This window comes from Pseudomonas sp. B7 (assembly GCF_016735645.1).
In the GTDB taxonomy this organism is placed as follows: Bacteria; Pseudomonadota; Gammaproteobacteria; order Pseudomonadales; family Pseudomonadaceae; genus Aquipseudomonas; species Aquipseudomonas glycinae.
In genome coordinates, this window is the sequence record NZ_JAERRE010000001.1 from 315,932 (window position 1) to 340,687 (window position 24,756).

Consider the following 24,756-nt stretch of genomic DNA (forward strand, 5'->3'; position numbering starts at 1 on the left):
CGGCCCTCAGGCCGGTTTTTCTTGCAGCATTCGATCAGCGTAACGACGGGCCGTTGAAACCCATCCACATTGCCAGTTTTTCGGCAACGCTTGCTCCGAGCTTCTTAGAGAAGCGGTCGAACGGCGATTCCTGAACGGTGAAGTCCACCAGCTCTTTTTCGCCAATCACATCACGCGCCACCGAACTCGCATTGCCCAAGCCATCGATCAAGCCCAGCGGTAACGCTTGCTCACCCGACCAGACCAGCCCGGAGAACAGCTCCGGATGCTCCTTGTCCTTCAGTCGATCGCCACGCCCCTGCTTGACGCTGTTGATGAACTGCTTGTGCGTGGTATCCAGCACACTTTGCCAGAACGCCGTCTCTTCCGGCTTCTGCGGCTGGAACGGATCGAGGAAAGCCTTGTGCTCGCCGGAAGTGTAAGTGCGGCGCTCGACACCAAGCTTCTCCATGGTGCCGACAAAGCCGTAACCGGCTGCCGTCACACCAATGGAACCCACCAGACTGGCCTTGTCGGCATAGATCTGATCCGCCGCACTGGCAATGTAATAGGCACCGGAAGCGCCCAGGTCGGAAATCACCGCGTACAGCTTGGTGTCGGGGTGCAGGCCGCGCAGACGCTTGATCTCGTCATACACGTAACCCGACTGCACCGGACTGCCGCCCGGACTATTGATGCGCAGGATTACGCCCTTGACCTTCTTGTCCTCGAACGCCGCGCGCAGACTACCTACGATATTGTCGGCACTGGCAGGTTCTTTATCAGCGATCATGCCGGTAACGTCGATCAATGCGGTGTAGTTGCCACTGCGCGTGGCGCTTTTCTCCATATCCATCAACGGCGTAAACAGAATCAACGCAACAAACAGATAAATAAAGGTCAACAGCTTGAAGAAGATGCCCCAGCGCCGCGAACGACGTTGCTCCTGCACGCCGGCCAGCAGGGTCTTTTCCAGGAGCTTCCAGCTTTTCGCATCACCGTCGTCGGCAGTTGCCTTGGCCGGTGCTTTCCATTCGTCGGTCATGCCATCCACCCCAGCAAAAACGTATTAAGCCTGCTGCCCCAGCCAGGCATGCAATTCGGAAAAATGGTCGATCGACAGTCGCGGCTCGAACTGTTGCAGCGATTCGATCGATTGCGCGCCATAGCTGACCGCCACCGAATCCATCCCCGCATTGCGCGCCATCAACAGATCGAAGGACGAGTCACCGACCATCAGCGCCTGCTCGGCACGCACACCGCAGTGAGCGAGGATCTGCTCCAGCATCAGAGGGTGCGGCTTGCTCGCAGTTTCATCGGCAGCACGGGTGATATCGAAATAATCTTCCCAGCCATTGGCCTTGAGCACCCGATCCAGCCCGCGACGATTCTTGCCGGTCGCGACCGCCAGGTGATAGCCCTGCTCGCGAAAGGACTCCATCGACTCGACTACGCCTTCGAACAACGGCGAAGGTACGGCTTCTGCAGCGATGTAGTGATCGGCGTAATACTCGCGGAACAAGGTCATTTCGGCATCGCTGATTTCGGGATACAGCGTGCGGATCGCCTCGGGCAAGCCCAGACCAATAATGCCTTTGACTGCAAAATCATCACGCAACTCGAAACCTGAACGCCCGGACGCCGAGTGCATCGCCTCGACAATCCGATGAATGGAATCGGCCAGCGTGCCGTCCCAATCAAAAATCAGCAGTTTGTAATCAGATGGGCGCACTCAATCGCTCCACAGTCTTGGCCCACATTTCATCGACCGGCGCCTGCAACTTGAGTTCACCGCCATCGGGCAGCGGCACAGTCAACATGTAGGCGTGCAAGAACAGGCGCTTGCCGCCCAGATCACGGATTTCCTTACTGAAATTGTCATCGCCGTATTTGGTGTCACCAGCAATGCAGTGTCCGGCGTGCAACGTGTGGACGCGGATCTGGTGCGTGCGACCGGTAATCGGCTTGGCCTCGATCAAAGTGGCAAAATCGCCAAAGCGACGCAGAACCTTGAACACGGTCACAGACTCCTTGCCCTCCTCCTCGTCGACCTCGACCATGCGCTCACCGGAGCGCAGATTGCTCTTGCCGAGCGCCGCGCGAACTTGCTTGATCGAGGTCGCCCAGTTGCCGCGAACCAGCGCCATGTAGCGCTTGTCGACACCGTCACCGCGCAACGCGGCATGCAAGTGACGCAGCATGCTGCGCTTCTTGGCGATCATCAGCAGACCGGAGGTATCACGATCGAGGCGGTGGACCAGCTCGAGCTCCTTGGCATCGGGGCGCAACTGACGAAAGGCTTCGATAACACCGTAATTCAGGCCGCTGCCACCGTGAACCGCAATCCCGGCGGGCTTGTTGATCACGATCAGGGCCTTGTCCTCGTAGACAATCGAGGCTTCCAGGCGCTGCAACAGGCCTTGGGCCAAAGGCACCGGTTCGTCACGCTCAGGCACGCGCACCGGCGGCACGCGGACGATATCGCCGGCCTGCAGCTTGTATTCGGGCTTGATCCGACCTTTGTTAACACGCACTTCGCCTTTGCGCAAAATGCGGTAAATCAAAGTCTTGGGCACGCCTTTGAGCCGGGCGAGGAGGAAATTGTCGATTCGTTGGCCGGCATATTCCGGCGAGACCTCAAGCAGTTGAACGCCTGGAGTCGAGGGGGCAGTAGTCGTCATGGCGCGGATAATAACAATTTTTTATGGAATTGAAGCACTTAATCATTGCTGCTATAGTCGCGAACGCCGCCAAAAGCGGCCTGGACAGCGGAACCACGGTCAAAAACCGGCCCTGACCAACGCAATTCACCAGGACGCGAGGCCGTCCTACGGGGCTTTTGCTACGTAACGGTGGAGTTTGCAGCTGTAACAAGCGCAGGTGACATGAGGCCTGAATCACGCCGCAAAGCAGAGTTTTCACTCGCCACGCGAGCCATATTCACGGCCAGTTCACAAAGTGCAGTCAGCCGCGGATGACCCCGAGCGAAGGCTCCGGAAACACCGCCTGAATTAGCCATGATGCGTGACCTCCCCTTTCGGAGCTCACGGTAAATGCCAACCCGCTGCGGATTCTGCGCGCGGCAGCACCCGAATTATCAGGGATACGTGTAGGGTGGAGATGCACAACCGCTGGACTGTGTAGCAACAGGCTTTATCAAGACGCTTCATCTCGTCCACAGCCACCGGTTGATTCCTCCTCCTGACTGAGTGCTTAAGTAGCCACAGCAAGCAGGACGCGTACGTCGCGATAACGGCCCAATTGGCCGGACATCGCTGGACACGGGAATGGCCAACCACTCCCGACGCACCTGACACCGACCGTGAGAAGTCGTGTGTGCCGAACGCCGTTTCCGGCAGCCCGGAAACCGACGGTACTACATGAAAAGAATGCTGATTAACGCAACTCAACCCGAAGAGTTGCGTGTTGCACTGGTAGATGGCCAGCGCCTCTACGACCTGGACATCGAATCCGGTGCACGCGAGCAGAAGAAGGCCAACATCTATAAAGGCCGCATCACTCGCATCGAACCAAGCCTTGAGGCTGCCTTTGTCGATTTCGGCTCCGAGCGCCACGGCTTCCTGCCCCTCAAAGAAATCTCCCGCGAATACTTCAAGAAAGCCCCTGAAGGCCGCGTCAACATCAAGGACGTCCTGAGCGAAGGCCAGGAAGTCATCGTTCAGGTCGAAAAAGAAGAACGTGGCAACAAGGGCGCAGCCCTGACCACCTTCATCAGCCTGGCCGGTCGTTACCTCGTTCTGATGCCGAACAACCCGCGTGCCGGCGGCATCTCCCGTCGCATCGAAGGCGAAGAGCGCAACGAACTGCGTGAAGCGCTGAACGGTCTGGTCGCTCCGGCCGACATGGGTCTGATCGTGCGCACTGCAGGCCTTGGCCGCAGCAGCGAAGAAATGCAGTGGGACCTCGATTACCTGCTGCAACTCTGGACCGCTATCAAGGAAGCCTCGCTGGATCGTTCCGCGCCGTTCCTGATCTACCAGGAAAGCAACGTGATCATCCGCGCCATCCGCGATTACCTGCGCCAGGACATCGGCGAAGTGCTGATCGACAGCGTTGAAGCCCAGGACGAAGCCCTGACCTTCATCCGTCAGGTGATGCCGCAGTACGCCAGCAAGATCAAGCTTTACGAAGACAGCGTTCCGCTGTTCAACCGTTTCCAGATCGAAAGCCAGATCGAGACCGCTTTCCAGCGCGTCGTCGAACTGCCGTCCGGCGGCTCCATCGTCATCGATCCGACCGAAGCCCTGGTGTCCATCGACATCAACTCGGCGCGCGCCACCAAAGGCAGCGACATCGAAGAAACCGCCCTGCAGACCAACCTTGAAGCCGCCGAAGAAATCGCCCGTCAGTTGCGCCTGCGCGACATCGGCGGCCTGATCGTCATCGACTTCATCGACATGACCCCTGCCAAGAACCAGCGCGCCGTGGAAGAGAAAGTCCGCGAATGCCTGGAAGCCGACCGCGCTCGCGTGCAGATCGGTCGCATCTCGCGCTTCGGCCTGCTGGAAATGTCCCGTCAGCGCCTGCGTCCTTCGCTGGGCGAAAGCAGCGGCATCGTCTGCCCGCGTTGCAGCGGCACCGGCATCATCCGTGACGTCGAATCGCTGTCCCTGGCGATCCTGCGCCTGATCGAAGAAGAAGCCCTGAAAGACCGTACCGCCGAAGTTCGCGCTCAAGTGCCGATCCCGGTGGCCGCGTTCCTGCTCAACGAAAAACGCAACTCGATCACCAAGATCGAACTGCGCACCCGCGCCCGCATTGTCATCCTGCCGAACGATCACCTCGAAACCCCGCATTTCGAAGTTCAGCGTCTGCGTGACGACAGTCCGGAAGCCGCGACCAACCAGTCCAGCTACGAAATCGCTGCCGCCGCTGCCGATGTCGAAGACGTTCAGCCAGCCGCCGCGACCCGCACCCTGGTTCGCCAGGAAGCCGCGGTCAAGACCGCTCCGGCTCGCGCCAACGCTCCGGTTCCGACCGAAGTCGCCGCACCGGCCCCGGCACCTGCTCCGGTTGCCGCGCCAGAGCCAAGCCTGTTCAAAGGCCTGGTGAAGTCGCTGGTCAGCCTGTTCGCCACCAAGGAAGAGCCAGTTGCTCCGGTGGTGGTTGAAAAACCTGCCACCGAGCGTCCGGCCCGCAACGAAGAGCGTCGCAACGGTCGTCAGCAGAGCCGTAACCGTAACGGTCGCCGCGATGAAGAACGCAAACCGCGCGAAGAACGTGCACCGCGTGAAGAGCGCGCACCACGTGAGCCGCGAGAAGAGCGTCAGCCGCGCGAACCACGTGAAGTCCGCGAGCCACGCGAATCCCGTGACGAAGCACCGGTAGCCCGCGAAGAACGCGCACCACGCGCCCCTCGTGAAGAACGTGCACCACGTGCTCCGCGTGAAGATCGCAAGCCGCGTGGCGAGCGTGAAGAACGCGTACGTGAACTGCGCGAGCCGCTGGATGCCGCTCCGGCCGTTGCTGCCGCCGCCACCGCTGAAGAGCGTCCGGCCCGTCAGCCACGTGAAGAGCGTGCGCCACGTCCTCCGCGCGAAGAGCGTCAACCGCGCGCCGAACAGGCCGCTGCTGCCGTCGCTGAAGAAGAAATCACCACCAACGAAGAGCAACTGCCGGAAGACGGTTCGGAGAACGCCGAAGGCGATCGTCCACGCCGCCGCTCCCGTGGTCAGCGTCGTCGCAGCAACCGTCGCGAGCGTCAGCGTGATGCCAACGGCAACGTGATCGAAGGTTCGGAGGAGTCCGAGTCCGGCGAAAACGCCCAGGCGCCAAGCACTGCCGATCTGGCTGCTGGTCTGGCTGTTACCGCTGCTGTTGCCAGCACCGTGATCAGCGCTCCGGCTGAAGCTCAGGCCCACGAGCAAGCTGAACGCGCCACCGCTGCAACCCTGGAAACTGCTCCAGTAGAAGCGCCGGTTGTTGAAGCAACCACTCCGGTAGAAGCAGCTGCCGCTCCGGAAGTCGAAGTGGCTCCGGTTCGCGAAGCTCAGCCTCAGGTTGAAGCAGCTGCCGAACCAGCGGTGACCTTCGAAGCACCAGCCGTAGTTGAAGAGTCGGTTGTCGAAACCGTCGCTGAAACCGTGACCGAAACAGTGCGTGAAGTTCGCGAAGAACAGACCGCGTTCAACTGGGTCGCCGAGCCGGCTGTCACTGAAACACCAGCGCCAGTGGTTGAAGCGCCTGTTGTTGAAGAAGCCAAGGCTGCCGAGCCAGTGGTGGTTGCCGAACCGACTCCTGTCGCAGAAGCACCGGTCATCGAGGCGCCAGTGGTTGCCGAAGCGCCAGCCCCTGTGGTTGAAGCTGCTCCGGTCAGCGCCCTGACCCCAAGCGGCCGCGCGCCGAACGACCCGCGTGAAGTGCGTCGTCGCAAGCGTGAAGAAGAGCGTCTGCAGAAGGAAGCCGAACTGGCTGCCGCTGCCGCCGCTGCTGCTCCAGCTGCCGAAGTGGTCGAGGCGGCTCCTGCCCCGGTCGCTGAGGAAGTGGCCGTTGAAGCCGTGATTGCCGAAGCACCACGCTCCGTTCAGGAAGCGGTCGAGCAACACGCAGAGGCTCAGGAAAAAGAACACGAGCCTAAACCCCTCGTCTGATTCCAGAAGCCACTAAAAAGCCCCGTCTGGTGATCCAGGCGGGGCTTTTTTATATCTCAAGGTTTTATCAGGACGGCGGGAAAACCAGCGCGTCGGGCACATCGATATCCCACAACACACCCGGATCATCCACCGCGACTTCAATCACCCGCCCTTGGGCGAACAACGGCCGCGCGCCCCGATCACCGGACAATGCCATCAATCCTGCGGCGAACGAGCGACCAAACCCGACCGGATGCCCATAATCACCGTTCAACGTCGGTACGCTGACCGCATCCTCGGCAATCGCCGCCACGACCCGCTCAATACTCGACGGCAGGATGAACGGCATATCCCCCAGCACAATCAGCCAGCCATCGGCATCCGGGCAAGCCGCCACACCCGCCGCGATGCTATCGCCCATTCCCATGGACTCGATCGCGACAATGTCACACCCGTAAGCCTGCGCCATGCGCATCGCCTGCGGTCGCGCCTCGGTCGTTACCAGCACTCGCTGATCAAGGCTCGCCGGCAGATTCACCAGCACCTGCTCGATAACCGAACGCACCGCGCCATCGCGCCCGGTGCAATCGGCCAGCAGCTTGTCCTTGTCGGCGCCCGCCACTTTGCGAAAGCGGCTGCCCTCGCCCGCTGCCAGCACAATCACTCCGATGGATCGGCTCATACACTCTCCACTGTCTTCTTCTGCTTGAGCTCGACACCATTCTTGATCGCGACGATTTCCGCCAACAGCGACAGGGCGATTTCCGCCGGGGAATGGCTGCCAATATGCAAACCGATCGGCCCGTGCAAACGGGCGATGGCCGCTTCTGACAAGCCTAGCTCAGCGAGATTTTCCCGACGCTTGCGGCTGTTGATCCGCGAGCCGAGCGCACCGACGTAGAACGCTTTGGAGTCGAGCGCCGTGAGCAGCGCCATGTCGTCCAGACGTGGATCGTGAGTCAGCGCGACAATCGCCGTGCGCTCATCGGTCTGGATATTCAGCACCGCTTCATCCGGCATGCCGGGGACAAACCGCCCATGCTGCTCTTCCCAGCCATAGACGAATTCGGTGCGCGGATCACAGATCAGCACTTCGAAATCCAGCAGCCGCGCCATCTCGGCCACGTACCGCGACAACTGCCCGGCGCCGATCAACAGCAGGCGCCAGCGCGGGCCGTAAATGGCACGCAAAGTCTGGCCGTCGAAACTCAAGGCGTCGCTCTTGCCGGCCGGTCGCAGCACCACCTCACCAGTGCCGATGTTCAGCTCGCGAGCGACGATTTCGTGGGCTTCGCAGCGATCCAGCAACTCGGCGACCCACGCCGGATCGCCGACTCGCTCCTCAGTCAGGCGCAGAGTACCGCCGCACGGCAGGCCGAAACGCGCCGCCTCTTCCTGCGTCACGCCGTAGGTAATCAACTGCACCGGCGGCCCGTCGGCGGGAATCCGTCCGTCGTGCAGCCGGGCGATCAGATCGTCCTCGACGCAACCGCCGGACACCGAGCCGATCACCACGCCATCTTCGCGCAACGCGAGCATTGCGCCGGGCGCTCGGGGCGCGGTGCCCCAGGTCTGCACCACGCTGAACAACATCACTCGCTGCCCGGCGCGACGCCATTCGAGCACACTGCGCAGGACATTCAGATCGGCGCTGTCCATCACGCTTGCGCCTTCTGCCAGCCCTGCAACTGGTAACGCACCGGCAGGTTACGGATGCGCTGACCGGTGGCAGCGAAGATCGCGTTGCACAGCGCCGGCGCAATCGGCGGTACGCCCGGCTCACCGACACCGCCCAACGGCACCTCGCCCGGCGGCGTCACCAGATGCACCGCAACTTCCTTCGGCGCCAGCGACATGCGCGCCACTTCATACATATGGAAGTTGTCTTGCTGCACCTTGCCGTCCTTGAAGCTGATTTCGCCCCACACCGCGTTGCCCAGGCCCATCACACAGGCGCCTTCGAACTGCGAACGGATGCGCTCGGGGTTTATCTGCGGGCCGCAATCCACGGCGATATCGGCCTTGTGCACGATCAGCGTGCCGTCGTCCTTGACCTCGACTTCGATCACCGCCGCCACGTAGGTGACGAAGCTGTAATGCACGGCCAATCCGAGACCACGACCCTTGGGCAGTTGACGACCCCAACCCGCTGCCTTGGCTGCCGTTTCCAGCACGGTGCGCATGCGCCCGGTGTCGATCGGATAACGCTCGGGGGATTCGCCGTAATTCCATTCTTCACTGAGCGTGCGTGGGTCGATCTGCCGATCCGGGCCGAGCAGTTTGATCTGGTACTTGAGCGGATCTTCCTTGGCCTTGTGCGCCAGTTCGTCGACGAAACTCTGGATCGCAAAACCATGGGGAATGTTCGACACCGAGCGATACCAGCCGACCCGCGTATGCACCGTGGCCTCAGGGTTTTCCAGGCGCACGTTGGGAATCGCGTAGGCCATGTTGGTAAAGCCCATGCCCAGTTCGAATGCGGCCTCGTGGTTCATGCCCGGCGCAAACAGCGCGGTGATGCTCGGCGCCACCGTGCGGTGCAGCCAGGCGGACGGCAAGCCGTCCTTGCCCAGACCGGCCTTGAGGTATTCGGCGGACACCGTGTGGAAATACGAATTGTGGATGTCGTCTTCCCGAGTCCATTGCACGCGCACGGCTTTGCCAGGAAATTCCTTGGCGAGCACGGCCGCTTCAACGACGAAGTCCGGTTTGGACTTGCGGCCGAAGCCACCGCCCAACAGCGTGACATTGAAGGTGACGTTATCGAACGGCAGCCCCAGGCGTTCGGCGATCCGCTCGCGGGTGACCTGCGGCGCCTGGCTCGGTGCCCAGGCCTCGCAGGTGCCATCCTTGTAACGGGCGATGGCGACCATCGGCTCCATCGGTGCCTGGGCCAGATGCGGCAAGTAATAAGAGGCTTCCAGCGTGCTGGCGGCGCTGCCGATGGCTTTGTCGATGTCACCGGTATTGCGCACCACTTTGCCCGGTTTCAGCGAAGCGGCTTCGATCTCTTTGCGATAGGCGACCGAGTCATACGTGGCGTTCGGGCCATCGTCCCACTCGATCTTCAGCGCTTCACGGCCCTTCAATGCCGCCCAGGTGTTGCTGGCCACCACGGCCACGCCGCCCAATGGCTGGAATTCGGAAGGCAATGGCCGAGGCTCGATCTGGATGACTTTGAGGACGCCCGGCACTTTCAGCGCGGCGCTGTCGTCCACCGATTTGACCTTGCCACCGTACACCGCCGGACGCGCAATCACCGCAAACAGCATGCCGTCGAAATGCACGTCAGCCCCGTAAACCGCGCGACCATTGACGATGTCGGCACCGTCGATGGCTTTGGTACCTTCCTTGCCGATATAGCGGAATTCCGACGGCTGCTTTAGCCGCAGGCTGTCACGGGCCGGCACCGTCAGCGCACTGGCCGCAGCGGCCAGCTCACCGTAACCCAGCTCGCGTCCGGACGGTGTGTGAATGACTTTATGCAGTTGCGCGCGGCATTCGCCGACCGGCACCTTCCACTGGGCGGCGGCCGCTTGTTCCAGCATGGTCCGGGCGGCGGCGCCGCAACGGCGCATCGGTTCGTACCAGTGACGCATGCTGCGCGAGCCGTCAGTGTCCTGGTTGCCGAAGCGCACTTCATCACCCGGCGCCTGCTGAACCTTGACGTGCGCCCAGTCGGCTTCCAGCTCATCGGCAACCACCATGGTCAGGCTGGTGCGCACGCCCTGGCCCATTTCCGAACGGTTACAGACCACGGTCACCGTGCCGTCGGCGGCAATGCTGACGTAGACCTTCGGATCGTCGATCCAGCCGTTGGGCATGCCGTCGGCGCCGAACTGCTTCGATTTGTCTTCGGCCAGCGCATCCTGCCAGCCCCAGCTCGCCGCCAGCACCAACGCCCCGGTGGCGCCGACGCCCTTGAGGAAGCCCCGACGGCTCAGGTTGCTCAGGGCGAAATCGTTCGGTAGACGGCTCATGCCTTGGCCTCCTTCAGGTGAGTGGATGCCTGACGGATCGCGGTCTTGATCCGGTTGTAGGTGCCGCAGCGGCAGATGTTGCCGACCATCGCCTCTTCGATCTGCTCGTCGCTCGGGTTCGGGTTGGTCTTGAGCAACGCGGTGGCGGACATGATCTGCCCGCCCTGGCAGTAACCGCATTGGGCCACGGCGGTGTCGAGCCAGGCTTGCTGGACGATCTGACCGACCGGGTCGGCATGCAGGTTGTCGATGGTGGTCACGTTCTGCCCGACCACCGAACCGATCGGGGTGATGCAACTGCGCGCCGGCGCGCCGTCGATATGAATGGTGCATGCACCGCACAGGCCCATGCCGCAGCCGAACTTGGTGCCGTTGTAGCCAGCGACGTCACGGATCGCCCACAACAGTGGCATGTCCTCGGTGACATCGAGTGGATGATCTTGACCATTGAGTTTCAGGGTAATCATGGGCACGCCCGCATATTCTTGGAGGTTATGGGGTCGAGCCATCTGCCACCGCAGGGACGGTAGTGGTTCGCGCAGATCGGCTCAGGCTAATCAGGCTCTCTTGTACCGACGGGAACGTCTGCACCGGGCCTTTGGTGAAGCAAATGACTGGTATCGTTAGCTGGCTACGTTAACCCGCGATTAACAAAAAAGCCCTGCACTTTTTTAAATAGTGCAGGGCTTTGAGTCCAGACTTGAAAGCGTAGCCTCAATAGCGATTGGGCTCCATTTCCAGCTCGACATTGAAACGTTCTGCAATGTCTTTCTGGATGCGCTGGGCCAGATCGAGCAATTGCAGCCCGGTCGCCGCGCCGTAGTTGACCAGCACCAGCGCCTGCAATTTATGCACGCCGGCATCGGCCTCGCGGAAACCTTTCCAGCCCGCTCGCTCGATCAACCAGCCGGCCGCGAGTTTCATCTGCCCGTCCGGTTGCGCGTAGGCCACCAGATCCGGGTGCTGCGCCTTGATCTGTGCGACCACGGCCGCCGACACCAGCGGGTTCTTGAAGAAGCTGCCGGCATTGCCGAGCACCGCCGGATCCGGCAGTTTTTCACTGCGGATGCTGCAAATGGCGCGGCTGACATCCGTCGGCGTCGGCTGCTCGATGCCCTGCTCGGTCAGGCGCTGCCGCACCGGGCCGTATTCCAGGTGCAGATGCGCGACTCGATTCAATGCGAAGCGCACTCGCAGGATCAACCAACGACCCGGCTGCTGTTTGAACACGCTGTCGCGGTAGGCGAACCGGCACTCCTCCAGACTGAAGTCACGCAGCTCGCCGGTCTGGCGATCCAGCGCCGTCAGGCCGGCGAACACATCCTTGATCTCGACACCGTAGGCACCGATGTTCTGCATCGGCGCGGCGCCGACAGTGCCGGGGATCAGACTGAGATTCTCCAGCCCGGAAAAACCCTGCGCCAGCGTGTGCTGCACGAACGGGTGCCACGGCTCGCCAGCTTCGGCTTCGATCACCACGCGGTTGCCGTCGTCGCTGATGACGCGGATGCCACGGCTGGCCATGCGCAGCACCAGCGCCGGGATGTCCGCCGTGAGCAACAGATTGCTGCCGCCGCCGATCACCAGCAACGGCACATCATGGGCACTCGCATATGCCAGGGCTTCGCGCACATCGGCGTCGCTGTGGGCTTCGGCAAACAGCTGCGCGCGAACGTCGACGCCGAAGGTATTGAAGGGTTTCAGGGAAACCTGCGGCTGTACCTGCAAACTCATAACCGCCCCTTCACTTCGATCAGCAACTGATCGCAGGCACGCTCGATCAGATCCAGCACCTGCTCGAAACCCTGATCGCCGTCGTAGTACGGATCCGGCACCTCGTCGACCACGCCTGCATAGCGGCGCAGAAACAGGTCCAGCTCGGCCTTGCCGGTGGACGGTTGCAAGGCCTTGAGGTTGCGCAGGTTGCTGTTGTCCATGGCAAGGATCAGGTCGTAACTGGCGAAATCGGCGCGGCTGACCTGCTGCGCGCGTTGCGCCGACAGGTCATAACCGCGCAGCTTGGCCGCAGCCTGACTGCGCTTGTCCGGCGGATTGCCGACGTGCCAGTCACCGGTGCCGGCAGAGGCCACTTCGACCTGATCCGCCAGCCCCGCTTCGCGCAACTTGTGGCGCAAAACGCCTTCGGCGGTGGGCGAACGGCAGATGTTGCCCAGGCACACGAACAGAACGCGCATCAGGCCTCCAGCAGGCGACGGACGCGCTCGAGGTCTTCGGCGGTGTCGACCCCGGTCGGCGGCGCGATCAACGCGTCAGCCACATGAATCCGCACGCCGTGCCACAGGGCACGCAGTTGTTCGAGGGATTCGGTGTTTTCCAGCCAGCACGGGCCCCAGCTCACAAAGTCCTGAAGGAAACCGGCGCGGTAGGCATAGATGCCGATGTGGCGACGATACGGTACGCCTTCCGGCAGCACGTCGCGGCGCTTGGCGAACGCATCGCGAGCCCATGGCAGGGTCGCGCGACTGAAGGTCAGCGCCAGACCGTTGAGGTCGCTGACGACCTTGACCACGTTCGGGTTGAACAAGGTTTCCACGTCTTCGATCGGCTCGGCCAAGGTGGCCATGCGCGCTTCGGTGTGGGCCGCGAGGTTGGCGGCGACCTGATCGATCACGCTCGGCGGGATCAGCGGTTCGTCACCCTGCACGTTGACCACGATGGCAACCGGCTCCAGACCCAGCTTGGCAGCCACTTCAGCCAGACGATCGGTGCCGGAGTTGTGATCTTCACGGGTCAGCACCACTTCGGCGCCGAAGGCCTTGCAGGCCTCGACAATCCGCGCATCGTCGGTCGCCACCACCACACGGCTGGCGCTGCTTTTGCTCGCCTGCTCCCAGACGTGCTGGATCATCGGCTTGCCGGCGATGTCCAGCAGCGGCTTGCCCGGCAGGCGGGTCGAGGCGTAACGCGACGGGATGACAACGGTGAAGGCGGTGGTCATTTATCCAGACGCTCGTCGGTGGTCAGGGTACGGGCTTCGCTTTCCAGCATGACCGGGATGCCGTCGCGGATCGGGTACGCCAGACCGGCGCCCTTGCTGATCAGTTCGGTCTTGTCGGCGCTGAGTTTGAGCGGGCCTTTGCAGACCGGGCAGGCGAGGATATCGAGCAATTTGGTGTCCATGAACATTCCCTGGATAAAAACGGATTAAGGCAAAAGACGATCCGGCAACAGGCGCATCAACTGCGTGTCGAACCAGGCCACGAAGGCCGGCGACGGCACGGCATCGACCGTCAGATACCACCAGTCGTCGGCGGCGAAGGCACGGCACTTCACCGCGTCCTTCTCAGTCATCACCACTGGCAATGACGGCGTGAAACTCAAGGCCTGCACGCTGTATTCGGCGTGGTCGGCAAACGCGTGGGGCACAGGCCGCCAGTCTAGCGCTTCGAGGGTATTGAAGAAACGTTGCGGATTGCCGATCCCGGCTACCGCGTGCACGGCCTGACCGGGCGGAAAATGATCGAGCGGCCGGCGTTCGCCGCTGCGCAGATTGACCAGCGCCGACGGCTTGAGGCGGAAAGCGAATCCGCCGTCGCGGTCCTCAAGGGCGCCGTTGAACAGCACACCGTCAACGCTTTGCAGGCGCTCTGCCGGTTCGCGCAGGGGGCCGGCGGGCAGACAGCGCCGGTTGCCAAGCCCTCGGGCGGCGTCGATCAGCACCAGTTCCAGATCCCGCGCGAGGCGGTAATGCTGCATGCCGTCATCGGACAGGATCAGGTCCAGCGGCTCGCTGTCCAGCAGGGCTCTGACGGCGGCGCTGCGATCGGGGTCGATCATCAGCGGTACGCCGGTGCGCTGCACGATCAGCAGTGGTTCGTCGCCGGCGATGTCGGCAGTCTGATCGGCTTGGACTCGCCATGGCAGTTGCGCCGGTTTGGCGCCGTAACCACGACTGACCACACCGACCCGCAGCCCGTGGCGTCGGCAGTGCTCGATCAACCACAGGATCATCGGCGTCTTGCCGGTGCCGCCAACGGTGATATTGCCAACCACGATCACCGGCACCGGTGACTGATAGATCTCACCTTCGCCGTCGAGAAAACGCTGACGCTTGCCGGCCACGACGCGGCGGTACAGCCACTCCAACGGCCGCAACAGCGTCAGGGCCGGGTGCCCGTGGTACCACGCGGCGAGCAGACGATCGGACATGGCCATCAGGATTTGGGCGCCGCCTCGACCGTGGTCATGCGCAGATGGCTGAAACCGAGCTTGCCGGCCGCGTCCATGGCGGTGATCACGGATTGGTGCTGAGTCTTGCCGTCAGCACTGATTGACAACGGCATATTGGTGTCGCCGTTGGCTTCTTTCTGCATGGCTTCCATCAGGGTCGCCAGATCGTTCTTCGGCAGAATCTTGTTGTTCACCGAGAACACGCCTTCGGCGCTGATGGCCACGTCCAGTTGCTTGACCTGCTGATCCTCGGCCGGCGAACCGCTGACCGCTTCCGGCAGATCGACGCGCAACTGGGTTTCGCGGGTGAAGGTGGTGGTCACGACGAAAAACAGCAACAGGATGAACACCACGTCAATCAGCGACGCGAGGTTGATGTCGATGGTTTCCCGGGGCTTGCGACGGAATTTCACGCTTTGCCCCCGGCCAGATCGACGTCACGGTCGCCCTGCACCACTTCCACCAGTTTGATCGCTTCCTGTTCCATGCCCACCACCAGTTCATCGATGCGGCGTTGCAGGAAACGGTGGAAGAACACCGCCGGAATACCGACCATCAGGCCCGCTGCGGTGGTGATCAGGGCCTTGGAAATACCGCCGGCCAGGACCGAAGCGTTGGTGGTCATGCCGGCGCCGGTGAAGGCACTGAAGATGTCGATCATGCCCAGCACCGTACCCAGCAGACCCAGCAGCGGCGACATGGCAGCGATGGTGCCCAGCGCGTTGACGTAGCGTTCCAGCTCGTGGATGACCCGGGCGGCGGCTTCTTCAATGCACTCTTTCATGATCTCGCGACCATGCTTGGAGTTGGCGAGGCCCGCGGCGAGGATTTCACCCAGCGGCGAGTTGGCGCGCAATTCCTTGAGTTTTTCCTTGTTGAGCTGCTTGTCCTTGATCCAGACCCAGACCTGACCCAGCAGATGCTCAGGGGTGACGCGACTGGCGCGCAGGGTCCACAGGCGCTCGGCGACGATCGCCATGGCGGCGATGGAACTCAGAATGATCGGCAACATCATCCAGCCGCCGGATTTGACCAATTCCCACACAGTGACAGCCCCCTCGAAAAAGTGCGCCACTTTACCATACCGGTTCGCGATAAAGACTCGTCGCCCCGACGACCGTGCTCAACGGTACTTCGCCCCCGGCAACGGCGGGTCGCGCCAGAACCGGCGTTGTTGACGCATCGACCGGGCCGGCTGAAACCGCCCCAGTTGCAGATGAATGGCACCCTGCTCGGCGCTGTCATGGATTTGTATGCCCTGTTTGCGGTAGCGGGCGATGACCGTCGGGTGCGGGTGGCCGAACGAATTGCCCTGCCCTCGGGAAATCAGCACGGCCTGTGGCTGCAAAGCCTTGAGCAAGGCCATCGACGAAGAACTGCGGCTGCCATGGTGCGGGGCTTGTAGCCATTGGGTATGAACTGCCAGTGCGCTGTTGAGCAGGTCCCGTTCGGCGGCGCTGTCGATGTCACCGCTCAGCAGCAACCGTTCGCCATTGGCTTCGATCTGCAACACGCAGGAACGCTGGTTGCTGTCATGGGCGTCGGTCCACTGCCATAGATGAAAGGCCACGCCGTCCCACTGCCATTGCCGACCACTTTCACAAGCCTCGGCGTTCAGCGCTTCGGCTAGCCCCGACGGATCGCCGCTGATGACCCGACTGACCGGCAATCCTTTCGCCACCGCGAGTGCGCCACCTGCATGATCGGCATCGGCATGGCTGAGCAGCATCAGGTCGAGGTGTTCCACGCCCAGTTTGCGCAATGCCGGCAGCACCACTCGCTCGCCGAGGTCGAAGTCGCCGAAACGCGGGCCACTGTCGTACAGCAAGGTGTGATGCCGGGTGCGGATCAGAATCGCCAGGCCCTGACCGACGTCCAGTTGCCAGACATCGGCCACGCCTTCGGACAGGCGTTCCCGAGGCGGAAATGCCAGCACCAGCAGCAATGGCCAGCCTAAGAGGCGCAGGGGTACGCCTCGGGGCAGCAATAACAGCAGTGCACCGATGCAACCCAGCGCCAGAACCCATCCCGGCATCGACGCCGCAATCCACGCCGGCCACCGCCCGGCAATCAGGGCCAGCGCCCGGAACAATCCATCGATCAGTCCGCCCGCCAGCCACAGCAGCCCTTCCCCGACATAAGGGATCGGCAGCAACAATGTGCCCAGCAACGCTGGCGGCAGCACCGCAAAACTGACCCATGGCACCGCCAGCAGATTGGCCAGCGGCCCGCTGAGACTGATCGGCAGGCTCAGCGCCAGCAGCACCGGGCACAAACCAATCGCGATCAGCCACTGCGCGCGCGTCCAGGTCTGCCACCAGCGCCACGGCCCCAGACGGCCGCCGAAGGTGAAGATCAACACAGCCACCGCCACGAACGACAGCCACAACCCCGGGCGCAGGCTGGCCAGCGGATCCATCAACAACACGCCGTCGAACGCCAACAGCAATGGCCACCATGCGCCGAGGTGGCGGAAGCGCAAACGCCACAACAGCACCAGCGCAACCATCACGCAGGCTCGCCGTACCGGCACGTCGAACCCGGCCAGCAGTCCGTAACCCAGCGCCGCCGCGAACGCCAGACCACACGCCCAGGGCAGCCAGGGCCAACGCAACGGCCAGATCCCGACCCGCACCAGCCCGACGACCAGCGCATACATCAACGCAGCCAACAGCCCGATGTGCTGACCGGAAATCACCAGCAGATGCACGGTGCCGGTGTCCTGCAATATCTGCCAGTCTTCGCGGCCGAGACCCGAACCATCACCGAGGACCAACGCAGCCAGGGCGCCGTTACGTCCCTGGGCATCCACCGCAAGCAGGCGCTGGCGAATACTGTCGCGCCAGGCCCACTGCGCCGGCGCCAGACGCTGGCCATCTTTCACCGTCCCGGTGGCACCGATGCGCTGCGCCAGCAGCCAGGCTTCGTAATCGAACGCATCCGGATTGAGCAGGCCGCCGGGACGCTTGAGCTTGACCGCCAGTCGCCAGCGTTCGCCACTTTTGATCTCAGGCCCGGCGTACCACGCCAGACGCATCAGCGACGGCAGTTTCTCGTGACGCGAGCGCGCATCGGCCAGTTCGAAGCGCACGACGCCCTCGGCATTCTGCGGCAAGCCGACGACCCGTCCTTCCACCCAGCGCGTTTCGCCATCCAGCCGGGAAGGCAGTCGATCATTCAACGCCAACTGCGCGTTGAAACTCGCCCATGTGAATCCAAGCAGTAAAAAAGCCAGTGGATAGCTGCGAAACGGCAGCAGCATCAGCGCCACCCACGGCAACAGCAGCAATAACCCGACCGGCGGCAAGGCCGGTAAAAAAACCGGAGCCAGCAGACCGACCGCCAGCGCCATCATCCCTGTGCGCATAAGCCCGTCCTTGAGAGTCCCACCCTCAGGCATAGCGGTTGCGGGGCAAGGGCGTCGTTATCAATTGTCACAAAGTCTGAATGGGCGGTTCGTAGAATCCAGACATACTTGCCGCCTTAACCGACCGAGAAGCCTTATGCCCCGGCGCTTATTCAAACGTTACATGCCCGACCCGACGAGCATCAGGGAACACAAATCCTTACGCTTTCTCGGTACGTTGCTGCATGACCCGAACCTCTGGCACCTCAACCGTCACTCGGTGGCCCGCGCCATGGCCGTTGGCCTGTTCGCCGCGTTCCTGCCGATTCCCGCGCAAATGCTGGTGGCCGCCGTCCTCGCGATCATGGTGCGCGGCAACATGCCGATTGCCGTCAGTCTGGTCTGGCTGACCAATCCGATCACCATGCCGGCGGTGTTCTTCTGCACGTATCAGGCCGGGGCCTGGCTGATGGATGTGCCCGCCCGCACGCTCCCAGACGAATTGACCTGGGAATGGATCAGCGGCGAGCTCTCGACCTTGTGGCAACCGTTCCTGCTGGGTTCGGTGGTGGTCGGGCTGGCACTGGGCGCCCTCGCCTATTGTCTGGTGATGATGTACTGGCGCTGGTGGGTGGCCCGGCAATGGGCGCGACGCAAGAAAAGACGTCAGGCGTGAATGCAAAACGGCCTCCACTGTGGGAGGCCGTTTTTCATTGCAGCATTGAAGGGATCAGGTGCGCATGCCGCGCCCGCTCACCAGCAGCCGCGCACAACCGAAATACAGCACCACGGTCGCCACCAGCATGAAGGTGATCGCGATACCGATGCGAATGTCCGACACACCGAGGATGCCGTAACGGAAGGCGTTGACCATATGCAGCACCGGGTTGGCCAGCGACACGGTCTGCCAGAACGGCGGCAGCAAGGTGATCGAATAGAACACGCCACCGAGGTAGGTCAGCGGGGTCAGCACGAAGGTCGGGATGATCGAGATGTCATCGAAGTTGCGCGCAAACACCGCGTTGATGAAACCCAGCAATGAGAAGATCGTTGCCGTCAGCACCACCACCAGCACCGTGACACCGAGGTGGTGTACCTGCAAATGGGTGAAGAACAACGACAGAATCGTCACGATCACACCCACCATCAGGCCTCGCAAGACGCCACCGATCGTGTAACCGATCAGGATCGTGTGCGGCGACACCGGCGACACCATCAGTTCTTCGATGGAGCGCTGGAACTTGCTGCCGAAGAAGCTCGACACCACGTTGCCGTAGGAGTTGGTGATCACCGACATCATGATCAGACCCGGCACGATGTACTCCATGTAGGTGAAGCCACCCATGTCGCCGATCTGCCGGCCGATCAGGTTACCGAAGATCACGAAGTACAAAACCATGGTGATCGCCGGCGGCAGCAGGGTCTGCGGCCAGATCCGGGTGAAGCGTCTGACTTCGCGGTAAACGATGGTGTTGAGGGCAACGAGGTTGGGGCGCAGCTCGGAACTCATACCGCCACCTTCGACAGATTTTTCTCCACCAGGGACACGAACAGCTCCTCGAGGCGATTGGTTTTATTGCGCAGGCTCAGCACTTCGATGTTCTGCAGGGCCAGTTGGCCGAACAGCGCGGTAATGCCCACGGACTTGTCGACCTGGACTTCCAGGGTATGGCCGTCCAGCAGACGCGCTGGATAACCCGCCAGTTGCGGCGCGGCACTCAGGTCGTTCTTCAGGTCCAGCAGGAAGGTCTCCACATGCAACTGGCCGAGCAGCTGACGCATGCTGGTGTTCTCGACAATGGTGCCGTGGTCGATGATTCCGATGTTGCGGCACAACTGCTCAGCCTCTTCCAGATAGTGCGTGGTGAGGATGATGGTGATGCCTTTCTGGTTCAGTTCGGTGAGGAACGTCCACATCGAGCGACGCAGTTCGATGTCGACGCCGGCGGTCGGTTCATCGAGGATCAACAGACGCGGTTCATGCACCAGCGCCCGCGCGATCATCAAGCGACGCTTCATGCCGCCGGACAGCGAACGCGACGGCACATCGCGCTTGTCCCAAAGACCGAGCTGGGTCAGGTATTGCTCGGCGCGTTCCTTGGCGACCTTCGCCGGAATGCCGTAGTAACCCGCCTGGGTCACGACGATGTCGAAAGTCTTTTCGAACTGGTTGAAGTTGAACTCCTGGGGCACCACGCCGATGGAGCGCTTGAGCGCCGCCGGGTTCTTGTCCAGGTCGTGGCCGAAGATGTTCACGGTGCCGCTGGTCTTGTTGACCAGGGTCGAGAGAATGCCGATGGTCGTGGATTTGCCGGCGCCGTTGGGGCCGAGCAAGGCGAAGAAGTCACCTTCGGCGACGTCCAGATCGATACCACTCAAGGCCTGGAACCCGTTGCCGTAGGTTTTGGTTAGCTGCCGGATGGACAGAGCGGAACTCATATCGGATTTACGCACCCAGTAAGGAAAAAAGGACTGATAAAAAGCCGGCGGCGAGGAAGACAACCGCAGCGCTCGAGCGCAATGGTGCTTGCCGTCGCCGCACAAGTACAGTCAAGTGTGTCGATAGTAGGTATTAAGTCAACGCGGTCATGACGGCTTTCTGATACGCCGGACGCTGCTTCAACCGCGCGTACCAGGCTTCGAGATTGGGCTGTGGCGCGCGCTCGATCGGCATCTCGAACCAGGCATAAATGAAACTGCCGAGCGGGATATCGCCCATGCCGATTTCACTCCCGGACAGATACGGCTGGTGCTTCAGCGCCTGATCGGCCATCGCCAGCAAGCTGTCGCACTCCTTGATCGCCGCATGGATTGCCGGCCAGTCCTGCTTGTCTGCCGGGGTACGCAAAACGCCCCAGAACACCGTGCGAAACGGCCCTGCGAAACTGGAAGTCGTCCAGTCCATCCACTTGTCGGCGGTGGCGCGGGTCTGCGGATCCGCCGGGTACCACGAGGTATCGGCCGCATGTTTTGCCAGCAGGTAACGCACGATGGCATTCGATTCCCACAACACGAAACCGTCGTCCTGAATCACCGGCACCCGCCCGTTCGGGTTCATCGCCCGATACTCCGGCGTGTCGACCACACCAAACGCGCCACCGGCATCGATGGCCTCGTAGGCCAGCCCGAGCTCTTCGGCCGCCCACAACGGTTTTCTGACATTCGACGAATTCTTGCGACCCCAGATCTTCAGCATGTCCGCCTCTTTTCCAGTAAATGGGCAGGCAGCATACGCCGGATCAGAAGCGGCCGACATCACCGCGCATGTCACTGGACAGGGGCGTCTGCTGATCGTTGAACAGGTGCGGATAACATTTCTGCAGATGTTCGAAGAAAAAAGATTCCGGTACATCAGCGAACTGGCCGTGATCGACGAGGTACTCCATCAGCAGCGCGCCATCGCTGTTGTACGGGTGGAAAACGCTGTCGTTCATGCCGTCGAATTCCAGCGGTGCAACGTTGAACATTTCGCAGAGCTTCTGGTTGAACGCGGGGGTGGCTTTGACCCAGCGATCATTGAGAAACAGCTCAGTATAACCATGCATGGCGAACACTTCGCTTCTCAGCAGTTCAAGCAGACGCGGCGTCGACAGATGATTTTTCACATCCGCCAGACCGATGCGCGCGGGGATCCCGCAATGGCGCGCGCAACCGGCGAGCAACGTGGCCTTGGGCACGCAATAACTTTCACCCGCCGCCAGCGCGTAGCTGCCGCGCAAGGTCTGCGGGTCGCGGCTGAAGGTGTACATGTTGTAACGCACCGCCTCGCGCACTGCGTAATAAAGACTGATCGCCTGCGCGAGCCGATCGCGACTAGCACCACGGTGCTGCTCGGCGAACTCCACCACCGAGGGGTGGTCACTATCGATGAAGCGGCCGGGGCTCAGATACTCGTGCATGACGACATTCTCCTGATTGAGCCCCGAGTCTAGCGAGAGGTTCAGCACAGAGATAACGACGTTTCGGCCAAACATGCACGCAAAGACGCGGAAGCTGCGAACGATTTCCCACGCGTGTTGCCCACCGAACCTACAAAAGACATCCGGGGTTTCCCACGATTTCAATCACCTTGCTCTGACCGCCCCGTTTTGCAGATGCCGTCTAAGCTCTGGTGGGTCGGTTCGTCGCCCTGGTTCACGGAGGATTAAATATGCTGTTGTTGTGGATACTGGTTCTGATCGTCGGCGTGGCGTATCTGGCCCATCGGCGCATCGCCCCGCTGCCGGCACTGGGCATCGTGGCCGCTTACCTGTTGGCGATGGGGATTTTCAGCCACGCACCGGGCTGGTTGCTGCTGATTTTCTGGGTCGTATTGGCCCTGGTGGCCGCCCCGCTGCTGCTGCCTGACCTGCGCCGCAAACACTTCACCGCGCCGCTGTTCAGCTGGTTCCAGAAAACCCTGCCACCGATGTCGCAGACCGAACGCGACGCGATCGACGCCGGCACGGTGTGGTGGGACGGCGAACTGTTCAGCGGCCGCCCGGACTGGGACAAGCTGCTGTCCTATCCCAAGGTGCAACTGAGCGAAGAGGAACAGGCGTTCATCGACGGCCCGACCGAAGAACTCTGCGCGATGGTCACCGACTGGCAGATCGGCCAGTCGATGGACTTGCCGGCCGAAGCCTGGACCCACATCAAGGAACACGATTTCTTCGCCCTGATCATTCCCAAGGAGTTCGGCGGCAAGGGTTTTTCCGCCTACGCCCACTCCCAGGTGGCGATGAAACTGGCGACCCGCAGCGGCGACCTCGCCTCCACCGTGATGGTGCCCAACTCCCTCGGCCCGGCCGAACTGCTGCTGCATTACGGCACCGACGAACAACGCAATCATTACCTGCCACGGCTGGCCCGGGGCGACGATATTCCGTGCTTTGCGCTGACCGGCCCGCTCGCCGGTTCAGACGCGGGCGCCATGCCCGACACCGGGATCATCTGCAAAGGCGTATGGGAAGGCCAGGAAACCCTCGGCCTGCGCCTGAACTGGGAAAAACGCTACATCACCCTCGGCCCGGTCGCGACCTTGCTCGGCCTGGCCTTCAAGGCCTATGACCCGGATCACCTGCTCGGCGACAAAGAAGACCTCGGCATCAGCCTCGCGCTGATCCCGACCGATACTCCCGGCGTGGAAATCGGTCGCCGCCACCTGCCGCTGGGCGCCGCGTTCATGAACGGCCCCAACTCCGGCAAGGACGTGTTCATCCCGCTGGACTACCTCATCGGCGGCCAGGACATGCTCGGCAAAGGCTGGATGATGCTGATGAACTGCCTGTCGGTCGGGCGTTCGATCTCGCTGCCGGCAGTGGGTACCGGCGCGGCCAAGTTCACCAGTCTGGTGACCGGGCAATACGCGCAGATTCGCGAGCAGTTCAACGTGCCACTGTCAGCGTTCGAAGGCATTCAGGAAGCCATGGCGCGGATCGGCGGCAACGCCTGGATGATGGACGCCGCACGGATGCTGACTGCCAATGCGGTGGATCTGGGCGAGAAACCTTCTGTGCTGTCGGCGATCCTCAAATATCACCTCACCGAACGCGGTCGCGAGTGCATCAGCCACGCCATGGACGTGCACGGCGGCAAGGCGATCATCATGGGCCCGAACAACTACCTGGGCCGCAGCTGGAACGGCGCGCCGATCTTCATCACCGTGGAAGGCGCGAACATTCTTTCGCGCAACCTGATGATCTTCGGCCAGGGCGCCATCCGCTGCCATCCGTTCGTGCTCAAGGAAATGGCCCTCGCCGGACGCGAGGACAAGGACCAGGCGCTCAAGGAATTCGATGGCCTGCTGCTCAAGCACATCGGATTTGCCGTGAGCAACGCCGCCAGCACGCTGATGCTGAACCTCGGCTTCGGTCATTTCGAACATGCACCGGGAGACAAGCTCAGCCAAGGTTACTTCCGCGCTCTCAACCGTCAGGCTGCCGCGTTTGCCATGCTCGCCGACCTGAGCATGATGCTGCTGGGTGGCGAGCTGAAACGGCGCGAGCGTTTGTCGGCGCGTCTAGGTGATGTGCTGAGCAACCTGTATCTGGCCTCGGCGGCGCTCAAGCGTTACCACGACCTCGATTCCCCGGCGTACATGGAACCGCTGTTCCGATGGGCCATGGAAGAAAGCCTCGGCCAGTCGGAAAAAGCGTTGGATGAACTGCTGACCAACTTCCCGAACCGGGTCTTTGGCTGCCTGCTGCGCGTGATCGTGTTCCCGTTCGGTCGCCGTCACAAAGGCCCGTCGGACAGACTCGGCGCCGAAGTGGCTGCGGTCATCGGCCGGGCCAAGGGCGATCCGGCGCTGGAAGAACTGCTTGCCGGCTGCTATCGCCCGCAATCGGCCGACGATGCGGTCGGTGCTCTGCAACACGCCTGCGATCAGTTGAACGCTGCGCAACCGCTGCACAAAAAGCTGCACACGTCGCTCAAGAGCGGTCAGGTCAAACCGGTTGCCGGCGAACACGCCATCGATGCCGCACTGGAGGCCGGGGTGTTGCAGGCCGTGGAAGCCCAGACCCTGCGTGATGCCGAAGCGGCGCGGCGCAAGGTGATCGATGTCGATGATTTCGACAAGGAGCAACTGAAACCGGCGGACGGCAAAATCCGCTGATCCCTTCAATCAGTGAAAAACGGGCGCAGGGGCTTTATACTCCCGCGCCCGTTTTGCTCTTGAGGACTT

General features: G+C 62.0%; 22 protein-coding genes. 3 read left to right on the plus strand and 19 right to left on the minus strand.

Annotated elements, in window-relative coordinates; all coding sequences use genetic code 11:
* Positions 1-34 precede the first annotated feature (34 nt).
* Genes sppA through rluC form a run of 3 tightly spaced genes read right to left on the minus strand, consistent with a single transcriptional unit; the run spans position 35 to position 2,660 of the window.
* Complete coding sequence (sppA, locus tag JKA62_RS01580) at positions 35-1,024, minus strand: signal peptide peptidase SppA (protein WP_011335439.1); 990 nt, start codon at positions 1,022-1,024, stop codon at positions 35-37.
* A gap of 24 nt (positions 1,025-1,048) precedes the next feature.
* Positions 1,049-1,711, minus strand: coding sequence for an HAD-IA family hydrolase (locus tag JKA62_RS01585; protein ID WP_041475397.1), 663 nt, complete (start codon positions 1,709-1,711; stop codon positions 1,049-1,051).
* On the minus strand, positions 1,698-2,660 hold the full coding sequence (gene rluC, locus JKA62_RS01590) for a 23S rRNA pseudouridine(955/2504/2580) synthase RluC (RefSeq protein WP_011335441.1): 963 nt from the start codon (positions 2,658-2,660) through the stop codon (positions 1,698-1,700). Before rluC ends, JKA62_RS01585 begins: the two co-directional genes overlap by 14 nt.
* 699 nt (positions 2,661-3,359) lie before the next feature.
* On the opposite strand from rluC, the gene rne reads away from it, so the two are divergent.
* A complete protein-coding gene (gene rne, locus JKA62_RS01595; RefSeq protein ID WP_201815908.1) occupies positions 3,360-6,590 on the plus strand; it encodes a ribonuclease E in 3,231 nt (1,076 codons plus the stop codon).
* Positions 6,591-6,657: 67 nt separating this feature from the next.
* Here the strand turns inward: rne and JKA62_RS01600 are convergent, their stop codons facing one another.
* The 12 genes from JKA62_RS01600 to JKA62_RS01655 form a co-directional block, all read right to left on the minus strand.
* Positions 6,658-7,254, minus strand: coding sequence for a nucleotidyltransferase family protein (locus tag JKA62_RS01600; RefSeq protein ID WP_201815910.1), 597 nt, complete (start codon positions 7,252-7,254; stop codon positions 6,658-6,660).
* Positions 7,251-8,231, minus strand: a complete 981-nt coding sequence (locus JKA62_RS01605) for an XdhC family protein (RefSeq protein ID WP_011335444.1) — start codon at positions 8,229-8,231, stop codon at positions 7,251-7,253. Before JKA62_RS01605 ends, JKA62_RS01600 begins: the two co-directional genes overlap by 4 nt.
* Complete coding sequence (locus tag JKA62_RS01610) at positions 8,231-10,552, minus strand: xanthine dehydrogenase family protein molybdopterin-binding subunit (RefSeq protein WP_201815912.1); 2,322 nt, start codon at positions 10,550-10,552, stop codon at positions 8,231-8,233. The genes JKA62_RS01605 and JKA62_RS01610 overlap by 1 nt, the downstream gene beginning before the upstream one ends.
* Entirely contained in the window at positions 10,549-11,019 is a 471-nt protein-coding gene (locus JKA62_RS01615; protein ID WP_039770687.1) for a (2Fe-2S)-binding protein, read from the minus strand. Before JKA62_RS01615 ends, JKA62_RS01610 begins: the two co-directional genes overlap by 4 nt.
* A 247-nt stretch (positions 11,020-11,266) precedes the next feature.
* A complete protein-coding gene (murB, locus tag JKA62_RS01620; RefSeq protein ID WP_011335447.1) occupies positions 11,267-12,286 on the minus strand; it encodes a UDP-N-acetylmuramate dehydrogenase in 1,020 nt (339 codons plus the stop codon).
* Positions 12,283-12,747, minus strand: coding sequence for a low molecular weight protein-tyrosine-phosphatase (locus tag JKA62_RS01625; protein WP_007950772.1), 465 nt, complete (start codon positions 12,745-12,747; stop codon positions 12,283-12,285). The genes murB and JKA62_RS01625 overlap by 4 nt, the downstream gene beginning before the upstream one ends.
* Positions 12,747-13,511, minus strand: a complete 765-nt coding sequence (gene kdsB / locus JKA62_RS01630) for a 3-deoxy-manno-octulosonate cytidylyltransferase (RefSeq protein WP_201815914.1) — start codon at positions 13,509-13,511, stop codon at positions 12,747-12,749. Before kdsB ends, JKA62_RS01625 begins: the two co-directional genes overlap by 1 nt.
* A complete protein-coding gene (locus tag JKA62_RS01635) occupies positions 13,508-13,693 on the minus strand; it encodes a Trm112 family protein (RefSeq protein ID WP_003179363.1) in 186 nt (61 codons plus the stop codon). The genes kdsB and JKA62_RS01635 overlap by 4 nt, the downstream gene beginning before the upstream one ends.
* Positions 13,694-13,717: 24 nt before the next feature.
* Entirely contained in the window at positions 13,718-14,728 is a 1,011-nt protein-coding gene (gene lpxK, locus JKA62_RS01640; RefSeq protein WP_011335449.1) for a tetraacyldisaccharide 4'-kinase, read from the minus strand.
* Positions 14,728-15,156 (minus strand): ExbD/TolR family protein, encoded by a 429-nt coding sequence (locus JKA62_RS01645; protein ID WP_007950767.1) that lies wholly within the window; start codon positions 15,154-15,156, stop codon positions 14,728-14,730. The genes lpxK and JKA62_RS01645 overlap by 1 nt, the downstream gene beginning before the upstream one ends.
* Positions 15,153-15,788: a MotA/TolQ/ExbB proton channel family protein gene (locus tag JKA62_RS01650; protein WP_011335450.1), complete on the minus strand. Its 636-nt coding sequence runs from the start codon at positions 15,786-15,788 to the stop codon at positions 15,153-15,155. The genes JKA62_RS01645 and JKA62_RS01650 overlap by 4 nt, the downstream gene beginning before the upstream one ends.
* 78 nt (positions 15,789-15,866) lie before the next feature.
* The gene (locus tag JKA62_RS01655) at positions 15,867-18,110 is read right to left on the minus strand and encodes a DNA internalization-related competence protein ComEC/Rec2 (RefSeq protein ID WP_201815916.1); all 2,244 of its coding nucleotides are present in this window, start codon (positions 18,108-18,110) and stop codon (positions 15,867-15,869) included.
* Positions 18,111-18,246: 136 nt separating this feature from the next.
* Here JKA62_RS01655 and JKA62_RS01660 point away from each other — a divergent pair, with 136 nt between their 5' ends.
* Positions 18,247-18,765: a DUF2062 domain-containing protein gene (locus JKA62_RS01660; RefSeq protein WP_007950764.1), complete on the plus strand. Its 519-nt coding sequence runs from the start codon at positions 18,247-18,249 to the stop codon at positions 18,763-18,765.
* Between the two features lie 54 nt (positions 18,766-18,819).
* On the opposite strand, the gene JKA62_RS01665 is transcribed toward JKA62_RS01660, so the two are convergent.
* From JKA62_RS01665 to JKA62_RS01680, 4 genes are all read right to left on the minus strand, one after another.
* Positions 18,820-19,599 carry an ABC transporter permease gene (locus JKA62_RS01665; protein WP_011335453.1) on the minus strand — a complete coding sequence of 260 codons (780 nt, stop codon included), beginning with the start codon at positions 19,597-19,599 and terminating at the stop codon, positions 18,820-18,822.
* Entirely contained in the window at positions 19,596-20,528 is a 933-nt protein-coding gene (locus JKA62_RS01670; RefSeq protein ID WP_201815918.1) for an ABC transporter ATP-binding protein, read from the minus strand. The genes JKA62_RS01665 and JKA62_RS01670 overlap by 4 nt, the downstream gene beginning before the upstream one ends.
* A 133-nt stretch (positions 20,529-20,661) precedes the next feature.
* Positions 20,662-21,285, minus strand: coding sequence for a glutathione S-transferase family protein (locus tag JKA62_RS01675; protein WP_041475399.1), 624 nt, complete (start codon positions 21,283-21,285; stop codon positions 20,662-20,664).
* 43 nt (positions 21,286-21,328) lie between these two features.
* Complete coding sequence (locus tag JKA62_RS01680) at positions 21,329-21,988, minus strand: transglutaminase-like domain-containing protein (RefSeq protein ID WP_201815919.1); 660 nt, start codon at positions 21,986-21,988, stop codon at positions 21,329-21,331.
* Between the two features lie 251 nt (positions 21,989-22,239).
* Between JKA62_RS01680 and JKA62_RS01685 the strand changes: the two genes are divergently transcribed.
* The gene (locus JKA62_RS01685) at positions 22,240-24,687 is read left to right on the plus strand and encodes an acyl-CoA dehydrogenase (protein WP_201815920.1); all 2,448 of its coding nucleotides are present in this window, start codon (positions 22,240-22,242) and stop codon (positions 24,685-24,687) included.
* Positions 24,688-24,756: the final 69 nt, after the last annotated feature.

Coding starts and splice junctions, on each gene's coding strand:
- rluC (WP_011335441.1), bottom strand. CDS start 2,660: ATGACGACTACTGCCCCCTCGACTCCAGGCGTTCAACTGCTTGAGGTC.
- JKA62_RS01635 (WP_003179363.1), bottom strand. CDS start 13,693: ATGGACACCAAATTGCTCGATATCCTCGCCTGCCCGGTCTGCAAAGGC.
- JKA62_RS01625 (WP_007950772.1), bottom strand. CDS start 12,747: ATGCGCGTTCTGTTCGTGTGCCTGGGCAACATCTGCCGTTCGCCCACC.
- lpxK (WP_011335449.1), bottom strand. CDS start 14,728: ATGGCCATGTCCGATCGTCTGCTCGCCGCGTGGTACCACGGGCACCCG.
- JKA62_RS01610 (WP_201815912.1), bottom strand. CDS start 10,552: ATGAGCCGTCTACCGAACGATTTCGCCCTGAGCAACCTGAGCCGTCGG.
- JKA62_RS01660 (WP_007950764.1), top strand. CDS start 18,247: ATGCCCCGGCGCTTATTCAAACGTTACATGCCCGACCCGACGAGCATC.
- JKA62_RS01685 (WP_201815920.1), top strand. CDS start 22,240: ATGCTGTTGTTGTGGATACTGGTTCTGATCGTCGGCGTGGCGTATCTG.
- JKA62_RS01680 (WP_201815919.1), bottom strand. CDS start 21,988: ATGCACGAGTATCTGAGCCCCGGCCGCTTCATCGATAGTGACCACCCC.
- JKA62_RS01655 (WP_201815916.1), bottom strand. CDS start 18,110: ATGCGCACAGGGATGATGGCGCTGGCGGTCGGTCTGCTGGCTCCGGTT.
- JKA62_RS01675 (WP_041475399.1), bottom strand. CDS start 21,285: ATGCTGAAGATCTGGGGTCGCAAGAATTCGTCGAATGTCAGAAAACCG.
- JKA62_RS01600 (WP_201815910.1), bottom strand. CDS start 7,254: ATGAGCCGATCCATCGGAGTGATTGTGCTGGCAGCGGGCGAGGGCAGC.
- JKA62_RS01605 (WP_011335444.1), bottom strand. CDS start 8,231: ATGGACAGCGCCGATCTGAATGTCCTGCGCAGTGTGCTCGAATGGCGT.
- JKA62_RS01665 (WP_011335453.1), bottom strand. CDS start 19,599: ATGAGTTCCGAGCTGCGCCCCAACCTCGTTGCCCTCAACACCATCGTT.
- rne (WP_201815908.1), top strand. CDS start 3,360: ATGAAAAGAATGCTGATTAACGCAACTCAACCCGAAGAGTTGCGTGTT.
- JKA62_RS01670 (WP_201815918.1), bottom strand. CDS start 20,528: ATGAGTTCCGCTCTGTCCATCCGGCAGCTAACCAAAACCTACGGCAAC.
- JKA62_RS01615 (WP_039770687.1), bottom strand. CDS start 11,019: ATGATTACCCTGAAACTCAATGGTCAAGATCATCCACTCGATGTCACC.
- murB (WP_011335447.1), bottom strand. CDS start 12,286: ATGAGTTTGCAGGTACAGCCGCAGGTTTCCCTGAAACCCTTCAATACC.
- sppA (WP_011335439.1), bottom strand. CDS start 1,024: ATGACCGACGAATGGAAAGCACCGGCCAAGGCAACTGCCGACGACGGT.
- kdsB (WP_201815914.1), bottom strand. CDS start 13,511: ATGACCACCGCCTTCACCGTTGTCATCCCGTCGCGTTACGCCTCGACC.